The following is a 14,759-nucleotide window of genomic DNA, read 5'->3' on the forward strand; positions in this document are numbered from 1 at the left end:
CTTCGCGATGACCGACATGCTCAGCGACAACGAAACGCAAGCCGCAACCGACCTGTTCAGCAAGTTCGATCCCCTGATCGAAATGCGCCGCGGCCTGCTGTCCACCGGCGTGACCGACCCGTTCGGCCTCGTCATGGAGAAGGTGATCTCGCCCACCGTGGCCATGTGCAACGGGCGCGAGACGATCCTGCTCGGCACCTACAACTACATGGGCATGACGTTCGACCCTGACGTGATCGCGGCGGGCAAGCAGGCGCTGGACGATTTCGGCGCCGGTACCACCGGCAGCCGCGTGCTCAACGGCACCTACGCCGGGCACAAGGCGGTCGAGGAAGCGCTATGCGACTTCTACGACATGAAGCACGCGATGGTGTTCTCGACCGGCTACCAGGCCAACCTCGGGATCATTTCCACGATCGCCGGAAAGGGCGATTACATCGTCCTCGACATCGACAGCCACGCCTCGATCTGGGACGGCTGCAAGATGGGCGATGCCGAAGTCGTGCCGTTCAAGCACAACGACATCGAAGCCATGGAAAAGCGCCTGCGCCGTATCCCGGAAGGTGCCGGCAAGCTTGTCGTGCTCGAAGGCGTCTACTCGATGCTGGGCGATATCGCTCCGCTCAAGGAGATGATCGCGGTCGCCAAGAAGTACGGCGCGATGGTGCTGGTGGACGAAGCGCACTCGATGGGCTTCATCGGTCCCAACGGTCGCGGCGTGGCCGAGGACCAGGGCTGTCTTGACGATGTGGACTTCGTGATCGGCACGTTCTCCAAGTCGGTCGGCACCGTCGGCGGCTTCTGCGTTTCGAACCACCCCAAGTTCGAGATCATGCGCCTGGTCTGCCGCCCTTACGTCTTCACCGCCAGCCTCCCGCCGAGCGTTGTCGCCACCGCGACGACCTCGATCCGCAAGCTGATGACGGCGGCCGAGAAGCGCGCGCACCTCTGGGAAAGCTCTCGGACCCTGCACAAGGGCCTGACCGATGCCGGCTTCCAGCTCGGCACGGCAGAGCCGCAGAGCGCGATCATCGCGGTGATCATGCCCGACCTCGAACGCGGCGCGGCGATGTGGGAAGCCCTTCTGCACGAGGGTCTCTACGTGAACCTTGCACGTCCGCCGGCAACCCCTGCGAACATGACCCTGCTGCGCTGCTCGCTCTGCGCCGAGCATTCGGCCGAACAGGTCCAGCAGATCATCGGCATGTTCACCCGCGCGGGCAAGACGGCCGGCATTCTCTGACGCCGATCCGGCGCCGTCCCGGACCCGGTTCCGGGACGGCGCCTCGTATCAGCCCTTGTGGCGGTCCACCAGTGCGAGGAATGCCTCCAGCCAGCCGCCGACGAACCCGGCAGACTGCGCGCCAACGGTTCCATCCTCGCCGATCAGGCCGTCCTTCCACTGGATGAACGCTTCCGGCGCGCCGAGGGTCGGCATGTCGAGGTAGGCCAGCACGTTGCGCAAGTGCTGCTGCGAAAGCGCCGTGCCTATCGCCCCGATCGAAACGCCGATCACCCCCGCAGGCTTGCCCGCCCAGGCGCTGTCCCCGTAAGGGCGCGAGGCGTTGTCGATGGCGTTCTTGAGTACGCCGGGGATGGAGCGGTTGTACTCCGCCGTCACGAAGATCACGCCGTCTGCTCCCCGCACCAGTTCCTTCAGCGCCTTGACCGAAGGGGCCTGATCGCCGTCATCGTCCTGGTTGTAGAGCGGCAGGGCGGCAATATCCGCAAACACGAATTCATGGCCGGATGCGGCGGGGAGGCGGGTCAGCGCCTGCGCGAACCGGCGGTTGTACGATTCGGCGCGAAGGCTTCCGACGACGACGACGATCTTCGACATGACGACTCCTCATGACTGGTTGCAGCCGATCACAGGTATCGGTGCAAAAGGTGTCAGTTGGAAGTCCCCGGTTCGGCCCCGGTTCCTCGGACCGCGCGGGGGCGGCGCGGCACCGGCGGGCGGTGATAGCTCACGTCACCGCGATCCCGCCGGGCCTGGCAGGGCTCTTCGGCGGTATAGGCGCTGGCCGGGCTCGGCGCATGGGCGGCCTTGGGCACGTCGTAGGTCCCCTCGACCAGCGTGACCCGGTTGGCGATCCGCCATTCTCCTGCGCGCTTGCGGAAATGATCGACGTAGCGCCCCGTGGACATGAAGTTCGGTCCCTGCGCCGTCACGCCCGAGAAGTGGTAGTAGGTCTCGCAAAAGGCCTCTTCCCCGGCCAGTTCGCAGACATGGTTGAGGATCGCGTGCTGGGTCGATTCGAAAAGCAGCGTGGTGCCGTCCGCCCAGGCCACGAACTGATCCGGCATGCCCACGAACTGGCCGTGGTCCTCGATACAATCGTCCCAGTAGCAGGAGCGGACCAGCGCGTTATCCAGCCGGTCGAGCCCGCGCGCATAACGCAGCAGCACCTGGTGGATCTCATGCCGATCGGCCAGTTCGGCCAGCTTCGAGGCAGGATCGGTCACGGCATCTCTCCTTCGCGCGTTCTTTCGCGCGAAGCTAGGTCGTCCGCCCTGCCCCTGTAAGTCCGCTCAGGCCGGGATCACGCCGTTTTCGCGGCGGCGATCACGTCGCACTTCTCGTTGGTCTCCTTGGCGCCGCCGCCAAGGAAGGCCACGGCGAGGAAACCCGCGACGACCGCGACCGCGAAGGCCGCCGTGACTTTACCGAGATGCTTGTCGATCACCGCCTTGATCGGCGCGCCGAACAGGCGGAACAGCACGCCCACGATCAGGAAGCTGATCGAACGGGAGACGATCGAGGCGCCGATGAACACGGCAAGGTTCATGCCGATGAAGCCCGCGGTGATCGTCAGCAGCTTGAACGGGATCGGCGTCGCGCCTTTCACGACGATGATCTCGGCGCCATATTCGCGCAAGTAGCACGCCGCCTTGGGGAAGCTCGCCGCCAGCCCCAGCGCCTTGAGCAGCGCCTCGCCGAAAGCGGCATAGGCGAAGTGGCCGATGGCATAGCCGAGCAGCCCGCCCACCACCGAAGCCAGCGTGGCGATCAGGGCGAAGCGAATCGCCTTCTTCGGTTCTGCCAGGCACATCAGGCCCAGCAGCGGATGCGGCGGAACCGGGAAGAAGCTTGCCTCCATGAAGGCGAACAGCGCCAGCCACCATTCGGCGTGGCGGTGCGCCGCCTTGGCCATGGTCCAGTCGTAGAGGCGGCGCAGCATCGAGTTCTCCGGGAAGTGACGTGGCGTGCTTAGTAGGCCGATGATGAGGCGGCAAGCTATAACCCATTTGGTTATATCCGCTTGACATCGCCTATCGCAATTGGTACAAAACAGGAACAGCGAGTGAAACGGGTCGCTCATCGCGGCACGTTCTTCCGCCCCGGAATTTTCCAGAAACAGGATCATCCCCATGGCCGAGCCGAAAGCGGCTTCGCCGGGTGCTGCCCCGCGCAGGCCCCGGACGAAGATCAGTCCCGTCATCGCCCAAGCCGAGGACAAGTTGAACCGGCACTGGCGCGCCGTCTTCCTGGCGGCGCTGGCCGAAACGTCGAACGTCAGCGCGGCGAGCGCCGCCGCCGGAGTTCACCCGAGCCGGCCTTACAAAGTGCGCCGCTCGGAACCCGAATTTGCCCGCGAATGGCGCACCGCCCTGCTCGAAGGCTACGAAAACCTCGAGATCGAGGTTCTTTACCGCCTTCGCTTCGGGGAGCCCAAGGATGGCGAGGTCAAGTTCGACAACGCCAATGCCCTGCGCCTGCTGGGCCTTCACCGCGAAACGGTGACGCGCGAGCGGGCCATCCGCGAAAACGAGGATCTCGGCGCTGTCCGCGCCTCGATCCAGACCAAGCTGGCGCAGCTGCGCGAACAGGTCCTGGCGCGCCGCACCGCCCGCGAAGAGGAGGAAGAGGATGGCTGAAGCAGATCCCCTGGACTGGCTCGCCAAGGCCCATGCCAGTGACCTTGACGGCTTCGTCTCCAGGCTCGCCCCGCGCGAACAGGAGGAATGGCGCTGGAACTGGCGGGTATGGGGTCGTCCCTCGCAGATCGCACCCGCCGGTGACTGGCGCGTATGGCTGGTCATGGCGGGGCGCGGTTTCGGCAAGACCCGCTGCGGCGCCGAATGGGTAAACGAAATCGCCGAACGCCACCCGCAAGCCCGGATCGCGCTGGTTGCCGCTCATCTTGGCGAGGCGCGCTCGGTCATGGTGGAGGGCGAGAGCGGGCTGCTTTCGGTCGGCGCGCCCTGGCGGCGTCCGGTGTTCGAGCCTTCGCTCAGGCGGCTGACCTGGCCCAACGGCGCGCAGGCCACGCTCTATTCCGCCGCCGAGCCGGAAGCCCTGCGCGGCCCCCAGCACAGCCACGCCTGGTGCGACGAGATCGCCAAGTGGGACAATGCCTCGGGCCGGGCCGTCTCGGCCTGGGACAACCTGTTGATGGGCCTGCGGCTCGGCCACGATCCGCGCCTCGTTGCCACCACCACCCCGCGCAGCGTGCCGCTGGTCATGCGCCTGCTGGCCGAAAGCGAACAGGGCGACGTGATCGTGACGCGCGGCAGCACTTTCGACAATGCCGCCAACCTGCCCGCGCGCTTCCTCAAGGCCATGCGCCGCACCTTCTCGCGCAGCCTGCTCGGGCGGCAGGAACTGGACGGCGAACTTATAGCCGAGGTCGAAGGCGCGCTCTGGAGCCGCGCCCTGCTGGAAACCAGCCGCGAGGAACGCGCGCCCGAATGCGGCCGCGTCGTCGTCGGCGTGGATCCGCCGACATCGGCCGGGGGGGATGCCTGCGGCATCGTGGTGGTCGGCATGGCCGAGGACGGCACCGCGCATGTGATGGCCGATGCCTCGGTGGAAAAGGCCGGCCCCGAACGCTGGGCCCGCGCCGTTGCAGGAACCGCCGAAGCGTGGCGCGCCGACCGCGTCGTCGCCGAGGCGAACCAGGGCGGCGCGATGGTCGCCTCGGTCCTGCGCGCGGCGCGCCTCTCCCTGCCGCTGCGGCTGGTGCACGCCTGCCGGGGCAAGGTCGCCCGCGCCGAACCCGTCGCCGCGCTCTACGAAGCCGGACGCGTCCGCCACGCGGGGCAGTTCCCCCGGCTGGAGGACGAGATGTGCGGGCTGATCGCCGGCGGCGCCTACCAGGGGCCGGGGCGTTCTCCCGACCGTGCCGACGCGCTGGTCTGGGCGCTTACCGAACTGATGCTCGGCAAAAGCGGCGAGCCTCGGGTCAGGCTGGCGTGAACCGCCGAATTCGAAACTCTTCCGAAAGGATCGACATGTCCTTCATCGATACGCTCGTCGCCGCCTTCAAGGGCGAGAGTGCCCGCGTGCCACTGGCGCGCGGGCCGGCCTCGCCATGGTTCTTCGCCGAGAGCGGCGGCGGGCGTGCCCCCTTCGAATACGGTTCGGCAGTGCGCCGCGCCTATCTCGAGAATCCCGTCGCCCAGCGTGCGGTGCGCCTGGTGGCCGAGGGTATCGGCGGCGCCCCGCTTCGGCCCGCCGACCCCGCGCTCATCGCGCTCGTCACCGAAACCAGCGCCGGCCAATCGCTGCTGGAAACGCTCGCCTGCCATCTCCTGCTTCACGGCAATGCCTATGTGCAGGTGCTCAAGGATGCGCGGGGCCGCCCGGTCGAACTGTTCGCCCTGCGCCCCGAACGCGTCTCGATCCAGGCCGGGGAGGACGGCTGGCCCGCCGCCTTCGCCTATGACGTGGCCGGCCGCCGGCTGACGATCCCGCTGCTGGACGAGGACGCCTCGCCCAACGTGATCCACATCCGCCACTTCCACCCGGTGGACGATCACTACGGCGCGGGCTGTCTGGCCGCCGCCGACGAAGCCATCGCCACGCACAATGCCGCCGCGCAGTGGAACCGCCAGCTCCTGGAAAACGCCGCCCGCCCTTCCGGCGCGCTGGTCTACGAGGCGGGCGACGGCAATACCCTGACCGGCGACCAGTTCGACCGGCTCAAGGCCGAACTTGCCAGCGCCTATGCCGGATCGGGCAATGCCGGACGGCCGATGGTGCTGGAAGGCGGGCTCAAGTGGCAGGCCATGGCGATGACCCCGGCGGACATGGATTTCGCCACGCTCAAGGCCGCCGCCGCGCGCGACGTGGCACTCGCCTTCGGGGTGCCGCCGATGCTGCTGGGCCTGCCGGGCGATGCCACTTACGCCAATTACCGCGAGGCCAACCGCGCGCTCTGGCGGCTCACCCTGCTGCCGCTGGCGAGCAAGATCTTCGCCGGGCTCTGCGAAGGGCTGGCCCCGTGGTTCCCGAACGACTGCCGCGAGAACATCCTGGCCATCGACCTGGACCGGGTTCCCGCACTTGCCGAGGACCGCGAGCGGCTCTGGGCCCAGGTCAGCGCCGCCGACTTCCTTGGCGACGACGAAAAGCGATCCTTGTTGGGGCTGCCCCCCGTTTCGGCCTCGAAGGATGAGGAGAACAAATCATGAACCAGAAGGACATGCTGGCCGGCCTGCTCGCCCAGGCGACGACGGAGGGCAGCGAACTCGTGACGCTGCGCGCCATCGTCGAGGAAGCCAGCGAAGTCGGCGCGCGGCGGATGCTCTCGCGGATCGGCCTCGACGACGCGACCGCGCCGGGCGACCTCTCCGAACTGCGCGAACTGCTCCAGGCCTGGCGCGACGCCAAGGCCAGCGCGCAGGCCGCCGCGATCGGCTGGCTGGTGCGCGGCGTGCTGGCCTTGCTGCTGCTCGGCCTGGCGGTGCGCCTCGGCGCGGGCGAGCTGCTGCGATGACGCTGCAACCGGCTCTGCATGAGCGCACCCTCCGCTTCGCCGGCTATGCGGCGCTGTTCGGCAAGCGCGACGCCGGACGCGACACGATCCGCCCCGGCGCCTTCGCCCGGACGCTGGCCGAGCGGCGCGATCCGATCCCGTTGTTCTGGCAGCACCGGCCGGATCTCAGGATTGGCTGGATCGAAACCGTGGCGGAAGACGATCGCGGCCTGCGCGTGGTCGCCACGGTGGACAACCCGGACGGCGCCGCCGGTCTCGCGCTTCGGCGCGGCACCGTGAACGGGCTCTCGTTCGGCTACCGCGCCCGCGCCAGCCGCAACAGCGCCGAAGGCCGCGAACTGCTCGACCTGGAGCTGTTCGAGGTCAGCCTCGTCACGCACCCGATGCAGCATGGCGCGCGGGTGCACCTGATCTCCTGACGACCTCCCCCGACCCATTTTCCCGCCGCCCCGACGGGCGGCTCCAACCGAAAGGTGAATGCCCGATGGAATCCATTGCCCCGGTCGAAGCGCTCGACTCCTCGTTCGACCTCGTCGCCCGACAGGACGCCACCGAAGCCGCCGTCGAAGCCCTGCGCGGTGACGTCGACGACGTGAAGGCCCGCCTCGACCGCGTCAGCCGCGCCGCGTCCCGGCCGGTGATCGAAGGCGGCGCCGCGACCACCGCCAGCCTCGAAGTGAAGGGCTTCGTGGACGGCTACCTGCGCATGGGCCGCGAGACCGAGATCAAGTCGATCTCCGGCATCGTCGCCTCGGATGGCGGCTATGCGGTCCCGCGCGAAGTCGATGCGCTGATCTCCGCCCGCCTCAAGAACATCAGCCCGATCCGCTCGATCGCGCAAGTCGTGCAGACCGGCACGGCGGGCTACCGCAAGCTCATCACCACCGGCGGCACCGCCTCTGGCTGGGTGAGCGAGACCGGCGCCCGCACCGAAACCGCCACCCCCAGCTTCGCCGAGATCGCCCCGCCCGCCGGCGAACTCTACGCCAATCCGGCCGCGAGCCAGGCCATGCTCGATGATTCCGCCTTCGACATCCAGTCCTGGCTGGCGGACGAGATCGCCATGGAATTCGCCCGTGCCGAAGGTGCCGCCTTCGTGAACGGCACCGGCACCAACCAGCCCAAGGGCTTCCTTGCCGCCCCCAACGCCGCCACTGCCGACGCCGCCCGCCCCTTCGGCACGCTCCAGTTCCTGGTCTCGGGCAATGCCGCCGGGTTCGACACCTCGCCCGAACTCAAGCTGATCGACCTCGTTCATTCGCTCAAGGGCGGCCACCGCCAGGGCGCGAGCTGGGTGATGAATTCGAAGACGCTGGCGGTGGTCCGCAAGCTCAAGGCGGCTGACGGCTCGTTCCTGTGGCAGCCGGGCCTCATGGAAGGACAGCCGAACCGCCTGCTGGGCTATCCGGTGGTCGAAGCCGAGGACATGCCCGACGTGGCGGCCAATGCCTTCCCGATCGCATTCGGCAACTTCCGCGCCGGCTACCTGATCGCCGAACGCAGCGCGACCTCGATCCTGCGCGATCCCTTCACCAACAAGCCCTTCGTCCACTTCTACGCAACCAAGCGGATCGGCGGGCAGGTGCTCGATTCCGACGCGATCAAGCTGCTCAAGATCTCGGCCTGACGCCATCCGGGCCGTGCGGGGCCGCATTTGGAAAGGAGCCCGCTCCTTTCCGGCCCCGCACGTCTTGAGCAGCGGCCCGCGCCGTCTCCCCGCTCCCTCACCTCGGGCGGCGGCGCGGGCCAACCGCCTCCTTCCTTCCTGATCGGAGACATCCATGAACCGGGCCATTCCCGCCCCGCCCGTGCTTCCGTCCTCGGCACTCGCCGAGCTCAAGCAGTGGCTCGGCGTGACCACCACGCGCGACGATCTTCCGCTCGTTGCCCTGCTCGCCAGCGCGGTCGAGACTTGCGAGGCCTTCACCGGCCGGATGCCGCTGGTCGCCCCGTGCGAAGAAATGCTGCCCGCCGAAGCAGGCTGGCATGCGCTGTCCACCCGTCCGGTGCAGGCCATCACCCTGATCGAGGGGGTCGATGCCAATGGCACCCGGTTCCCGCTTTCGGCCGGGACTTACGAGATTGACCTCGATGCCGACGGCACCGGCCGTGTCCGCCTTCCCTTCGGCACGCCCGCCACCCGCATCGCCATCGGCTTCACGGCCGGGCTCGCCGATGACTGGGACAGCCTGCCGGACGGGCTGCGCCACGGCATCGTCCGGCTCGCCGCGCACCAGCACCGCGAGCGCGAAAGCGGCAGCGCCGCGCCGCTTCCGCCTGCCTCCGTCGCGGCGCTCTGGCGGCCCTGGCGGCGGATGCGGCTGGCGTGACCGGCATGATCTCGGCCGATGCCGGACCATCGCTCGCCGCCCTTTTCCGCCGCCTCGCCTCCCGCGCCGAAGCGCTTGCCGCCGCCCATGCCGAAGCCCGGCGGATGGCCGCACGCGGCGATGAAACCCGGTGGCGCCGCGCCGACCTCGTCTGGCCGCTCTTCGCGAAAGGATAAGTGATGGAAATCGCCTTGCGCGCCGCGCTGATCGAATGGCTCGCCGCCGATCCCGCGCTCGTGGCCGAGTTGAACTCGGTAACCGAGGAAACGCCCTCGCGCACCAGCCTGCCGTGGCTGGCCTTGGCCTCCAGCGCCAGCGCCGACTGGAGCTGCAAGACCGCACCGGGCCGGGAAGTGCGCGTCGCGCTCGAACTCCATTGCCGGGGTGACGCGCCCGATGCGGCGGCGGCACTGGTCGCGGCCATCGAGGCGCGGGTGGAAAGCCTTCCGCGCACGCAGCCGACTTTCTCCGCCGCCTCCATCCAGTTCCTGCGGGCCCGCGCCGAACAGCGCGGGGAAAGCCGCCGCGCGATCCTGCTCGAATACCGCTTCCGCCTGCTCGCCGCCTGACCCAACCGCTTCAAAGGAGCCTCACCATGCCCGCCCAGAAAGGCAGCGCCTTCCTTCTCAAGATCTCTAACGGCGGCTCTCCCGCCACTTACCAGACCGTTGCCGGGCTGCGGACCACGCAGATGTCGGTCACGGGCGATGCGGTCGTCGTCACCAGCAAGGAAAGCGGCGGCTGGCGCGAACTGCTTTCGGGGGCCGGGGTCCGCTCGGTCTCGGTAAGCGCGGCGGGCATCTTCCTCGGCAGCACGGCCGAGGCGAAGATTCGCGCCAATGCCATGGCCGGCACCCTCGACGACTACGAACTGAGCTTCGAGGACGGCGAGCGGCTGCGTGGCCGCTTCCTTGTCCAGCGGCTCGATTATGCCGGGGATTTCAACGGCGAGCGCAATTACACGCTCCAGCTCGAAAGCTCCGGCCTGGTGGCGCCGGCATGACCCTTCGACAGGCTCAGGGGGAGCGGGCCAACGCGCTGCGCGGCGAGGCGCTGCTGGAGATCGGCGGCACCGCGCATGTCCTGCGCCCCAGCTTCACCGCGCTGGTCGCCGCCGAGGAGGAACTCGGCCCGCTCTTCGCCCTCGTCGAGCGGGCGGGCGCGGGCCAGCTTCGCCTTTCCGAACTGGCCGCGCTGTTCTGGCATTGCGTCGACCCGCTGCACGCCGTCCCGCGCGAAGCAGTGGGAGAGGCGGTGGTTGCCCAGGGCCTTGCCGCCTGCGCCGCACCGCTGCGGGTGTTGCTCGGCCAGATCCTCAAGGGCAGCGGATGAGCGAAACCCGGCTCGCCCCGGCGGCGCTCAGGCTCTGCGGTCTCGCCGCGCGACAGCTCGGCTGGCGCCCACGGGATTTCTGGGCCGCCACGCCCGCCGAACTCGCCGCCGCGCTCGGCCTGCTGCCCCCTGGGCCAGCTGGCGCCGCCGATGCACCGGGCGTCGACCGGTCCCTGCTCGACAAGCTGATGGAACACGACAATGAGCGATGACATCGACAGCCTGCTGGTGGAAGTCCGCGCCAGCACCGAAGGCTTCACGCGCGACATCGCGCAGATGCGCGGCAGCATCGACGGCGATCTCGTCTCCGGCTTCACCCAGGCCGGGCAGGCGCTGGAAAAGGGCCTGACCGGCGCGATCCGCCGCGGCAGCCTCGGCTTCGACGACCTCAAGCGCGTCGCCCTGAGCACGCTTGGCGAAATCGCGGCACAATCGCTGCAGGGCCTGTTCGGCGCGGCGGGCACGGGGGGCGCAGCCACCGGCGCGCTCGATCTCTCCGGCCTGTTTTCCAGCGTGCTCGGCCTGCCCGGGCGCGCGACCGGGGGCAATGTCTCGCCGGGGCGGGGCTATCTCGTCGGCGAACGCGGACCGGAGCTTTTCGTGCCGACTTCCGCCGGGCGGATCGAGACCGGCACTGGCTCCGGCACCGGTTCCGGCGCCCGCGACGTCAAAGTGGCCATCAACCTCACCGGGCCGCGCGGCGCCAGTACGCCGCAATCGCTCCAGCGCTCGTCCCGCCAGGTCGCCAGCGCGGTGCGCCGCGCCCTTTCCAGCCGCTGATCTCACCGGAGCACCCGACATGGCATTCTGGCTTGCTGACAAGCGCAACGGACAGGAGAGCGACTGGATCAGGCGCTTCGACCCGCGCTTCTGGACCGTCAATTTCCCGCGCCCGATGATGGCCTCCGTCATCTCGACCGGCCCCGACTCCCTACGGGTGGACGCCGCATTCCTGCGCAAGGGCGACCTCGGCGGACTGATCTGGGAGAGCGAGGACCGGCTCGACCACCCGCTGCTCGCCTACAAGGCCGACCGCGACTACGCCCATACCTCGCTCAGCTTCCGCTGGCGTTCCTCGGGGGTGATCCCGCTCGACGCCGGGAACGGTCCGACCCTGACGATAGAGGGACAGGACGCAAGCGGCACCGCGCGCGCCTGGTACGTCCGGCTCTGGAACTATGCCGAGGGGACGGGTGAGGATGCCCGGATCAGCCTGCGCTTTTCGGAGCTGGACGCCGGCTTCGCGCTCCCTGCCGAAGCAGAGCGCATATGGCCCCATGCGATCGACCGCATGTTCATTTCCTTCTGTCCGCCGGGCTACGACGGCAGCACCGCCCCCTTGCCGGCCGAGGCCGAAGGCTGGATCGAACTGAGCGAGATCGCGGTGGACGGCGCGCGCGCCATGCTGGAGATCGGCGACGTCATCCTCCCGCCGAACGGCCTCGCCATGGCGACCGGATTCGACGATCAGGGCGTGCAGACCCCCGCCCGGCTCCTGCGCGGCGTGCGCCAGCTCGGCTACCGGGGCTCGGTGGTCCACTATCTGGGCATGAGCCATTACTTCCGGCTCGCTTCCGCAGACGGAGCCTATCTCGCCGGCATGGGGGGCGACCCGCTCAACGCGCCGACGCGGGTCTGGCACCGCACTTTCTTCGCGGAATGCGTGAAGCTCGGTTTCAACCCGATCGCCTCGCTGTCCTACGAACTGCTCGACCAGCACTGCCCCCCCGCGTGGAAGCAGCGCGACCTGGAGGGCAATCCGGCGCTGACCGGATGGGACCCGCCCTCAACCCTGCTCTCCCCCGCGAACGGTGCCGCAATGGGCTGGCTGCAATCGGTCGGCGCCGCTTTCGCGCAGCTCATGACCGAGGCAGGCGCCGCGGTGCGGTTCCAGGTCGGCGAACCGTGGTGGTGGTGCTTCGCGGACGGCCGCATCTGCCTTTACGATGCCGAGGCGACCGCCCGGCTTGGCGGTGCGCCTGCCGCCATTCCCGACATGCGCGCCCCTCTCGATACCGCGCAAAAGGCCTTGCTGGACGAAGCCGGTGCCCTTCTTGCGCAGTCCACCGCCGATCTCGTGGATGCGGTCCGTGCCGCCGCCGCTCCGGCGCCGGTCGAAACGCTGGCGCTGGTCTTCACGCCCACCCTGCTCGATCCGGCGATGCCCGAGATGCGCCGTGCCAATCTCCCGGTCGGCTGGGCCTCGCCCGCCTTCGACCGTTTGCAGGTGGAGGACTATGACTGGCTCACCGCCGGTGCCGATACCCTGCGCCGTTCCGCCTATGCCGCAGTGAACGAGCGGCTCGGCTATCCCCCCGAAGAGCAGGACTACCTCGCCGGTTTCGTGCTGACGCCGGCGCAAGGCGACCAGTGGCGCCGCATCGACGCCGGGCTGGACGAGGCCCTCGCCCGCTCGCCGCGCGAAGTGGTGGTCTGGGCACTGCCCCAGGTCGCGCGCGACGGCTTCGTCCGCCTTCCCCCCCTCTCTCCGCAAGCCTCAGGAGCCGATCAGATGCAGGCCTTCGACGACGTGCTCTATCCCCTCGCGCTGGGCCGCGATGCCACGGTGATCCCGGAGTTCTCCACTTCGATCTCCGTCACCGCATCCGGCTTCGAACGGCGCAACAGTCTCTGGTCCAACGCCCGCCTGCGCTTCGATGTCGGCCCCGGCGTGCGTTCCGAAGCGGAACTGGGCGAACTGATCGCCTTTTATCGCGCCCGTCGCGGCCCCGCGCGCGGCTTTCGACTGCGCGATCCGAGCGATTACAGTTCGAACGGCATGGTCGGCACGCCAAGCCCGCTCGACCAGCCGCTCGGCACCGGTGACGGCATCACCGCCCGGTTCCCGCTCGTGAAGCGCTACGGCGAAGGAAGCGCCGAACAGGTCCGCCGCGTGACCCGGCCGCTGTTCGACACCCTGCTCGTCTCGATCGGCGGCGCCGTGCAGGTCGGCAACTGGACGCTCGAACCGCAAGGCGTGATCGCGTTCGACGATCCTCCGCCCCTGGGCGCGGCCGTCCGGGCAGGCTTCCTGTTCGACGTGCCGGTGCGCTTTGCGGAAGATCAGCTCGAAGTCGCGGGCGCCGCTTTCGCGGCAGGCGAGGCGCCGAGCGTGCCCGTCGTCGAAATCCGGGAGGCATCATGAGCCGCAAGTGGTTCTCGGGCGACCTGGAAACGGTCGCCACCTTCTGGCGCATCGACCGGCGTGACGGCGTGACCCTGGGCTTCACCACGCACGATGCCGATCTCTGGTTCGACGGCCTCTCGCATCGGGCGTCACCCGGCATGGTTCCGTCCTCGATACGCAAGTCCGCCGGCTTCGAGGCAGACAGTGCCGAAGTGCGCGGCACGATCACGCATGAGGAGATTTCCACGGAAGATCTGGCCACCGGGCGGTTCGACGGTGCCCGTGTCCGCATCGGGCTGATCGACTGGGAAACGCTGGAACACGAAACCCTTTACACCGGCACTATCGGCGCCGTTGCCGAGGAAGACGGTGCGTTCTCCGCCGAACTCGCGTCGCGCAAGGCGGAACTGGCGCGCGATCCGGTCCCCCGCACAAGCCCCGCCTGTCGCGCCGGGTTCTGCGGGCCGGGATGCAATCTCGATCCCCAGCGCTTCACCCGCGAACTGGCCGTCGCACTGGTGGATACCGCCAGCAATACGGTCTCCTTTGCCGAACCGGCCTCTCCGGACCTGTTCGCTGGCGGCACGCTGCGGTGGCTCGAAGGGCCGCAAGCGGGCGTGCGGATGGGCATCGTAGGCGGGGAAGACGGCAGGCTGATCCTCGATGTCCCGCTGGACGGGAGTATTCCGCCCGGCACCCGCGCCTTCCTGCGCGAAGGGTGCGATCATACGCTGGGCACCTGCGCGGAACGGTTCGGCAATGCCGTGAACTTTCGCGGCGAACCCTATCTTCCCGGAAACGACCTGCTCACCCGCTACCCCTCGCCCTCGCAATGACGGGCGAGAATCTGGCCGGGGCGGCGCGGGCACTGATCGGCGTGCCGTTTCGACTTCATGGCCGCGATCCGGCGGCCGGGCTCGATTGCCTCGGCCTCGTCGCGGTCGCCGCGGGCAGGCCCATGGCCGTTCCCAACGGCTACAGCCTTCGCGCCATGCGGATCGACCGCGCAGATGCCGTTGCCGCCGCGCTGGGGCTGGAAGCTGCCACCGGCGGAATCGCGGCGGGCGATGTGCTGATGCTGCGCCCCGGCCCCTGCCAATACCATCTCGCCATCGCGCTCGGCGAGGCGCGCATCGTTCATGCCCATGCGGGCCTGCGCCGCGTCGTAATCGCCCCGCTCCCGCGTGAATGGCCGCTCACCGGGCACTGGCGTGCCCGCTTCGGCTCCCTTTCCTGAAGGACAAG

The 14,759-nt window shown here is 68.9% G+C and carries 20 protein-coding genes; 17 read left to right on the top strand and 3 right to left on the bottom strand.

Annotated elements, in window-relative coordinates; genetic code table 11:
* Positions 1-7 precede the first annotated feature (7 nt).
* The gene (spt, locus tag ACLIMP_RS02180; RefSeq protein ID WP_132468660.1) at positions 8-1,243 is read left to right on the top strand and encodes a serine palmitoyltransferase; all 1,236 of its coding nucleotides are present in this window, start codon (positions 8-10) and stop codon (positions 1,241-1,243) included.
* Between the two features lie 48 nt (positions 1,244-1,291).
* Here spt and ACLIMP_RS02185 read toward each other — a convergent pair whose 3' ends face one another.
* From ACLIMP_RS02185 to ACLIMP_RS02195, 3 genes are all read right to left on the bottom strand, one after another.
* Positions 1,292-1,840 carry an NADPH-dependent FMN reductase gene (locus ACLIMP_RS02185; protein WP_054442203.1) on the bottom strand — a complete coding sequence of 183 codons (549 nt, stop codon included), beginning with the start codon at positions 1,838-1,840 and terminating at the stop codon, positions 1,292-1,294.
* 53 nt (positions 1,841-1,893) lie between these two features.
* A complete protein-coding gene (locus tag ACLIMP_RS02190; RefSeq protein ID WP_324697252.1) occupies positions 1,894-2,469 on the bottom strand; it encodes a nuclear transport factor 2 family protein in 576 nt (191 codons plus the stop codon).
* Between the two features lie 77 nt (positions 2,470-2,546).
* Positions 2,547-3,185, bottom strand: a complete 639-nt coding sequence (locus tag ACLIMP_RS02195) for a YqaA family protein (protein ID WP_185998424.1) — start codon at positions 3,183-3,185, stop codon at positions 2,547-2,549.
* Positions 3,186-3,375: 190 nt separating this feature from the next.
* Here ACLIMP_RS02195 and ACLIMP_RS02200 point away from each other — a divergent pair, with 190 nt between their 5' ends.
* From ACLIMP_RS02200 to ACLIMP_RS02275, 16 genes are all read left to right on the top strand, one after another.
* Positions 3,376-3,882 carry a hypothetical protein gene (locus ACLIMP_RS02200; RefSeq protein ID WP_054442201.1) on the top strand — a complete coding sequence of 169 codons (507 nt, stop codon included), beginning with the start codon at positions 3,376-3,378 and terminating at the stop codon, positions 3,880-3,882.
* Positions 3,875-5,203 (top strand): DNA-packaging protein, encoded by a 1,329-nt coding sequence (locus ACLIMP_RS02205; protein WP_324697255.1) that lies wholly within the window; start codon positions 3,875-3,877, stop codon positions 5,201-5,203. Before ACLIMP_RS02200 ends, ACLIMP_RS02205 begins: the two co-directional genes overlap by 8 nt.
* Positions 5,204-5,238: 35 nt before the next feature.
* Positions 5,239-6,420: a phage portal protein gene (locus ACLIMP_RS02210; RefSeq protein ID WP_324697257.1), complete on the top strand. Its 1,182-nt coding sequence runs from the start codon at positions 5,239-5,241 to the stop codon at positions 6,418-6,420.
* Positions 6,417-6,725: a DUF6127 family protein gene (locus ACLIMP_RS02215; protein ID WP_054442199.1), complete on the top strand. Its 309-nt coding sequence runs from the start codon at positions 6,417-6,419 to the stop codon at positions 6,723-6,725. The genes ACLIMP_RS02210 and ACLIMP_RS02215 overlap by 4 nt, the downstream gene beginning before the upstream one ends.
* Positions 6,722-7,144 carry an HK97 family phage prohead protease gene (locus tag ACLIMP_RS02220; RefSeq protein ID WP_132468657.1) on the top strand — a complete coding sequence of 141 codons (423 nt, stop codon included), beginning with the start codon at positions 6,722-6,724 and terminating at the stop codon, positions 7,142-7,144. The genes ACLIMP_RS02215 and ACLIMP_RS02220 overlap by 4 nt, the downstream gene beginning before the upstream one ends.
* 65 nt (positions 7,145-7,209) lie before the next feature.
* On the top strand, positions 7,210-8,352 hold the full coding sequence (locus ACLIMP_RS02225) for a phage major capsid protein (RefSeq protein ID WP_185998422.1): 1,143 nt from the start codon (positions 7,210-7,212) through the stop codon (positions 8,350-8,352).
* A 154-nt stretch (positions 8,353-8,506) separates the two neighbouring features.
* Positions 8,507-9,055 (top strand): head-tail connector protein, encoded by a 549-nt coding sequence (locus ACLIMP_RS02230; RefSeq protein WP_324697263.1) that lies wholly within the window; start codon positions 8,507-8,509, stop codon positions 9,053-9,055.
* Positions 9,052-9,231, top strand: a complete 180-nt coding sequence (locus tag ACLIMP_RS02235; protein WP_054442196.1) for a hypothetical protein — start codon at positions 9,052-9,054, stop codon at positions 9,229-9,231. Before ACLIMP_RS02230 ends, ACLIMP_RS02235 begins: the two co-directional genes overlap by 4 nt.
* Before the next feature lie 3 nt (positions 9,232-9,234).
* Positions 9,235-9,624: a tail completion protein gp17 gene (gene gp17, locus ACLIMP_RS02240; RefSeq protein WP_324697266.1), complete on the top strand. Its 390-nt coding sequence runs from the start codon at positions 9,235-9,237 to the stop codon at positions 9,622-9,624.
* 26 nt (positions 9,625-9,650) lie between these two features.
* Positions 9,651-10,058, top strand: a complete 408-nt coding sequence (locus ACLIMP_RS02245) for a phage major tail protein, TP901-1 family (RefSeq protein WP_324697268.1) — start codon at positions 9,651-9,653, stop codon at positions 10,056-10,058.
* Positions 10,055-10,387, top strand: a complete 333-nt coding sequence (locus ACLIMP_RS02250) for a gene transfer agent family protein (RefSeq protein ID WP_324697270.1) — start codon at positions 10,055-10,057, stop codon at positions 10,385-10,387. The genes ACLIMP_RS02245 and ACLIMP_RS02250 overlap by 4 nt, the downstream gene beginning before the upstream one ends.
* On the top strand, positions 10,384-10,599 hold the full coding sequence (locus ACLIMP_RS02255) for a phage tail assembly chaperone (RefSeq protein WP_324697272.1): 216 nt from the start codon (positions 10,384-10,386) through the stop codon (positions 10,597-10,599). Before ACLIMP_RS02250 ends, ACLIMP_RS02255 begins: the two co-directional genes overlap by 4 nt.
* The gene (locus tag ACLIMP_RS02260) at positions 10,589-11,167 is read left to right on the top strand and encodes a tail tape measure protein (protein WP_185998419.1); all 579 of its coding nucleotides are present in this window, start codon (positions 10,589-10,591) and stop codon (positions 11,165-11,167) included. The genes ACLIMP_RS02255 and ACLIMP_RS02260 overlap by 11 nt, the downstream gene beginning before the upstream one ends.
* Positions 11,168-11,186: 19 nt before the next feature.
* On the top strand, positions 11,187-13,532 hold the full coding sequence (locus ACLIMP_RS02265; RefSeq protein ID WP_324697275.1) for a DUF2460 domain-containing protein: 2,346 nt from the start codon (positions 11,187-11,189) through the stop codon (positions 13,530-13,532).
* Positions 13,529-14,350, top strand: a complete 822-nt coding sequence (locus ACLIMP_RS02270) for a phage/gene transfer agent baseplate hub protein (RefSeq protein ID WP_324697277.1) — start codon at positions 13,529-13,531, stop codon at positions 14,348-14,350. Before ACLIMP_RS02265 ends, ACLIMP_RS02270 begins: the two co-directional genes overlap by 4 nt.
* The gene (locus tag ACLIMP_RS02275; protein ID WP_054442188.1) at positions 14,347-14,751 is read left to right on the top strand and encodes an NlpC/P60 family protein; all 405 of its coding nucleotides are present in this window, start codon (positions 14,347-14,349) and stop codon (positions 14,749-14,751) included. The genes ACLIMP_RS02270 and ACLIMP_RS02275 overlap by 4 nt, the downstream gene beginning before the upstream one ends.
* Positions 14,752-14,759: the final 8 nt, after the last annotated feature.

The sequence above is a fragment of the Novosphingobium aeonii genome (assembly GCF_052279045.1).
Taxonomy (GTDB): domain Bacteria; phylum Pseudomonadota; class Alphaproteobacteria; order Sphingomonadales; family Sphingomonadaceae; genus Novosphingobium.

Bases quoted from the DNA above. Each gene is read 5' to 3' on its own strand.
- ACLIMP_RS02210 (WP_324697257.1), top strand. From the start codon at position 5,239: ATGTCCTTCATCGATACGCTCGTCGCCGCCTTCAAGGGCGAGAGTGCC.
- ACLIMP_RS02195 (WP_185998424.1), bottom strand. From the start codon at position 3,185: ATGCTGCGCCGCCTCTACGACTGGACCATGGCCAAGGCGGCGCACCGC.
- ACLIMP_RS02245 (WP_324697268.1), top strand. From the start codon at position 9,651: ATGCCCGCCCAGAAAGGCAGCGCCTTCCTTCTCAAGATCTCTAACGGC.
- ACLIMP_RS02205 (WP_324697255.1), top strand. From the start codon at position 3,875: ATGGCTGAAGCAGATCCCCTGGACTGGCTCGCCAAGGCCCATGCCAGT.
- ACLIMP_RS02270 (WP_324697277.1), top strand. From the start codon at position 13,529: ATGAGCCGCAAGTGGTTCTCGGGCGACCTGGAAACGGTCGCCACCTTC.
- spt (WP_132468660.1), top strand. From the start codon at position 8: ATGACCGACATGCTCAGCGACAACGAAACGCAAGCCGCAACCGACCTG.
- ACLIMP_RS02250 (WP_324697270.1), top strand. From the start codon at position 10,055: ATGACCCTTCGACAGGCTCAGGGGGAGCGGGCCAACGCGCTGCGCGGC.
- ACLIMP_RS02225 (WP_185998422.1), top strand. From the start codon at position 7,210: ATGGAATCCATTGCCCCGGTCGAAGCGCTCGACTCCTCGTTCGACCTC.
- ACLIMP_RS02215 (WP_054442199.1), top strand. From the start codon at position 6,417: ATGAACCAGAAGGACATGCTGGCCGGCCTGCTCGCCCAGGCGACGACG.
- ACLIMP_RS02185 (WP_054442203.1), bottom strand. From the start codon at position 1,840: ATGTCGAAGATCGTCGTCGTCGTCGGAAGCCTTCGCGCCGAATCGTAC.
- gp17 (WP_324697266.1), top strand. From the start codon at position 9,235: ATGGAAATCGCCTTGCGCGCCGCGCTGATCGAATGGCTCGCCGCCGAT.
- ACLIMP_RS02260 (WP_185998419.1), top strand. From the start codon at position 10,589: ATGAGCGATGACATCGACAGCCTGCTGGTGGAAGTCCGCGCCAGCACC.
- ACLIMP_RS02275 (WP_054442188.1), top strand. From the start codon at position 14,347: ATGACGGGCGAGAATCTGGCCGGGGCGGCGCGGGCACTGATCGGCGTG.
- ACLIMP_RS02200 (WP_054442201.1), top strand. From the start codon at position 3,376: ATGGCCGAGCCGAAAGCGGCTTCGCCGGGTGCTGCCCCGCGCAGGCCC.
- ACLIMP_RS02265 (WP_324697275.1), top strand. From the start codon at position 11,187: ATGGCATTCTGGCTTGCTGACAAGCGCAACGGACAGGAGAGCGACTGG.
- ACLIMP_RS02230 (WP_324697263.1), top strand. From the start codon at position 8,507: ATGAACCGGGCCATTCCCGCCCCGCCCGTGCTTCCGTCCTCGGCACTC.
- ACLIMP_RS02220 (WP_132468657.1), top strand. From the start codon at position 6,722: ATGACGCTGCAACCGGCTCTGCATGAGCGCACCCTCCGCTTCGCCGGC.
- ACLIMP_RS02255 (WP_324697272.1), top strand. From the start codon at position 10,384: ATGAGCGAAACCCGGCTCGCCCCGGCGGCGCTCAGGCTCTGCGGTCTC.